The organism is Schinkia azotoformans, assembly GCF_035811335.1.
Lineage (GTDB): Bacteria > Bacillota > Bacilli > Bacillales > Bacillaceae_J > Schinkia > Schinkia azotoformans.
Genome location: NZ_JARSMD010000044.1, coordinates 1 through 3,633 on the forward strand (window position 1 = coordinate 1; position 3,633 = coordinate 3,633).

The following is a 3,633-nucleotide window of genomic DNA, read 5'->3' on the forward strand; positions in this document are numbered from 1 at the left end:
TGTTTTCAATCAATGTCTATGACGCTAAATCTTAATAATTTCGCCAATATCTTTGTCAGTCATGGAAGTAATTACATAACGACAAAAGCCTAATCCCATCTTTACAATGACGGCGGATTAGGCTATTTTTATGTAAAAATATAAAGGAAAAGCCCCCATCGATTGCAGTCGATTGGGGGCAAAAAAAATAAAAACATGTATAAAAATAGAATACTACCATTTAGGAAAACACTCAAGTCCTATTTAAAGGAATATGGGGAAAAGCGTCCCAATATATCCTTGTGTTGCCCTGATAAATCATGTAATAAAAGAACTTTATATAAGCATGGCCGCTATTATCGGTGTGCTACTACTAAGTACCAGTGCATCCTTATACCAATCTACCGTTGGTACTGTCCGTTATGTGGAAAAACTATTTCTCTATTTCCCGACTTCCTCATCCCCTGGGCTCGTGTGGTTACGACCTCTCGCGAGGCTGCCTTTAATCGGAGAAGGAAGGGAGTCAGCTTTCAAAAGATTTCCCAAGGCATTGTATCCCCTTCGATTGGTGGAATTTCAGCTACTACTATCAAGCGGTGGTGGAACCGGTATCTGGCACAAGTTGACCGTACTTCTATTTGGGTTGCGGGCAGACTTATTCAATTTGGGGAGGAGGAGGATTTACTTCGCCTTCATTCCAAAGGTGTAAATTCAACACCCTTAGATACCCTTGAGTGGTTTTATTTTCTTCTCCAAAAATACGTCTATTACTTCCAATTTAACCCATTGATGATGGGTTATTTGTCTTTCCTAAATACCCATCTTCCTGCCAAACTACGTCTCTAATGTGGGTGGTCATCCTACCGTCACCCTCTGTGACGAATGCAATTCTTTCAATCTGACACTCTACTTCACCTAAATTATTCCATCCACTCGCTGATTATCCAACAAAATATGTAGTCCTGTCTAAATGGGGCCGGTATGCCATAATTTTATAAAATATATATAAAGGAGAGATTTGGATGGATGAAAGACAAAGACAAGAGATTGCCAATTTTCGGTATGGCCTTATTGCCCCGTTGGTGACCCGAAAACTAGAAACGGGAGAACAAGCTCAACTGTTAAAAGAAATTGCGCGGCATTCCTATGACATTCCATTCAGCACTGCCAAAATGGTAAGTGTTCGCACATTGGAAAGATATATGAAGTCCTATAAAGAAGGTGGATGGGATGCGTTAAAGCCTTCCCCTCGGGCAGATTTACTTAGGTCAAAGACCATCGAACCGGAGGTTCTAAAAAAAGCCATTGCTTTAAAAAAAGAAAATCCAACAAGAAGTGTACGGCAGATCATGGCTATTTTAGAGTTGGCTAAATTTGTACAGCCGGGGGAATTAAAAGAAAGTACCCTTTCTAAACAACTCAGGCGCCGAGGAATAACTAAAAAGGCATTAGAAACAAACTCTAAGGATTCCTTTCGAAGGTTTGAGGCGGAACATCGCAACGCTTGTTGGCAAGGAGATGTCCAGCATACCCTCTATTTGCCTCATCCCGAGAAGAAGGGAAAGAAAAAGATGGCCTACCTTGTCGTATTTCTTGATGATTATTCTCGGTTCGTTGTTCACGCGCAGTTTTATTTTGAAGAACGTGTACCGCGATTAGAGGACTGTCTAAAAAAAGCTATACTGAAACACGGGGTTCCATCTCTGATCTACGTCGATAATGGAGCTATCTATTCTTCCCACCATTTTGCCAGAATATGCGGAAGATTGGGGACACAGCTTAAACATACTAAACCCTATCGCCCCCAAGGGCGCGGAAAGCAAGAAAAGTTCTTTCGTTTTGTGGATCAGAGCTTCGTTCCAGAAGCATACGACTTAATTGAACAAGGAAAAATCAAAACCTTGGCCGATTTAAATCAATTTTTTACGGCCTGGCTGGAAGTAGCCTATCACCAAAAAGTTCATAACAGCTTTAAACAACGGCCGATGGATCGTTATCAGAAATGTGATCATCCAATCCGAACGATCCCTCCGCACGAATTAGTAGAAGTTTTCCTCCTGGAAGAAACACGAAAAGTGGATAAAACAAACTGTGTTTCGCTATTAGGAACTACTTATGAGGTGGAGGCGGGATTAGTGGGTGAGAAAGTTCAATTGCGCTTTGATCCCTATGATATGTCTAGTATACAAGTTTGGAAAGAAGAAAAGCGACTAAAAGACGCTGTAGTAATGGTACAGCGTTCTATGAAATGGGATAAGCCTGAAGAATGCCCAAAATCGGAATCTGAGGAAACGATTCAGAAAACAGGGCTTAATTTTATTGAACTAGTCTATGAGGAATACCAAGAACAACAAAAGCAAAATCATCAGAGTGGCTTTGTAAGCCTTATGGAAGAGGGTGAATCGATATGATTAGTCATTTCTTCGGATGGGATCGCACTCCTTTTACAAAAGAAATTCCGACGGAAAGTTTGTATCAATCAAGTTCTTTTCAACAATGTGTTGCCCGGCTCCAATACATGGTCAAAACACGTTCATTTGGCTTAGTTACCGGGGAGATTGGGGCTGGAAAATCAACTGCCATTAGGTCCCTTCGGGACGGATTGGATCTTACAAAATATCAATTTATTTATCTATGCGATTCCTCTCTTAAACCAAGAGACTTCTACAGAGAATTATTACATCATCTCGGTATTCCGCCCAAGCATTTGCGGAGTGAAACGAAGCGTCAATTTGAACATGCCATCTGGGATTTGTATGAAAACCAACAAAAAACAGTTGTCGTGATCATTGACGAAGCTCACCTACTGCAAGGAGATATGCTTCAAGAAATTCGCTTTTTGACCAACTTTCAAATTGATAGCGTGTCTCCGTTGGCATTGGTGATGGTTGGACAGCCTGAATTACGTTCAACGCTTCAGATGCGTTTGTTTAAACCGATTACACAGCGAATGAATGTCCGCTATCATCTGGGTGGATTGGACCGGGAGGAAACACGAAAATATATTGAACATCAACTTGAAACAGCAGGTGCTAAGCATCCCATTTTTACAGCGGAAGCGATTGATTCAATTTATGGACATACTCGAGGAATTCCTCGCGAGATCAACAATGAATGTACAGCCTGCTTACTTGATGCCGTTGTTCGAAAAGAAAAGTTAGTTGATGCGATGCATGTAGATCGAATCTTAAACGAGTATAAAGAATTCTAGGATACGAGGAGAAACAAGATGAAAAGCCGTTGGAAAGATATGAAATATTTTGAGGATATAGATTGTTGGGTGGTCTTTTGGGGTGATAATACAGGGTACAAAGTTCGGTGTGGTGATTGGTTTGATCTTCATCTTGGGGATGGTAGGAAACTTTCATGCCGGATGGAACTTGGGAGGGAATGGTATATTATCGTTGGCCGCAATGATACAAAATTTTATTTAAAACCTAATGAAACCTATCAGGTTGATATTTAGAACAAGGGGGAGTTAGACCAGATGGTCTGCTTCCCCTTTTTAGCATTACTTCTGCCAAACTATGGACAATTAATACTGCCAAATTCTACGGCTAATATTTATCGCCAACAAAAATGACGGTTACAAATCAAAAAAATCACCGTCATAGTCGATTCCGAAACTACCGACAAACAGGGTGATTAATAACA

The 3,633-nt window shown here is 40.7% G+C and carries 4 protein-coding genes; all 4 read left to right on the plus strand.

Annotation, left to right across the window (positions count from 1 at the left end):
- Nucleotides 1-453 precede the first annotated feature (453 nt).
- The 4 genes from P9E47_RS20655 to P9E47_RS20670 all read left to right on the plus strand — a co-directional run bounded on the left by P9E47_RS20655 (nucleotide 454) and on the right by P9E47_RS20670 (nucleotide 3,445).
- Nucleotides 454-825: a hypothetical protein gene (locus P9E47_RS20655; protein WP_326164702.1), complete on the plus strand. Its 372-nt coding sequence runs from the start codon at nucleotides 454-456 to the stop codon at nucleotides 823-825.
- Nucleotides 826-1,001: 176 nt separating this feature from the next.
- Nucleotides 1,002-2,390 (plus strand): DDE-type integrase/transposase/recombinase, encoded by a 1,389-nt coding sequence (locus tag P9E47_RS20660; RefSeq protein ID WP_326164704.1) that lies wholly within the window; start codon nucleotides 1,002-1,004, stop codon nucleotides 2,388-2,390.
- On the plus strand, nucleotides 2,387-3,190 hold the full coding sequence (locus P9E47_RS20665) for an ExeA family protein (protein WP_326164706.1): 804 nt from the start codon (nucleotides 2,387-2,389) through the stop codon (nucleotides 3,188-3,190). The genes P9E47_RS20660 and P9E47_RS20665 overlap by 4 nt, the downstream gene beginning before the upstream one ends.
- Nucleotides 3,191-3,208: 18 nt before the next feature.
- A complete protein-coding gene (locus tag P9E47_RS20670) occupies nucleotides 3,209-3,445 on the plus strand; it encodes a DUF5348 domain-containing protein (RefSeq protein WP_326164708.1) in 237 nt (78 codons plus the stop codon).
- Nucleotides 3,446-3,633: the final 188 nt, after the last annotated feature.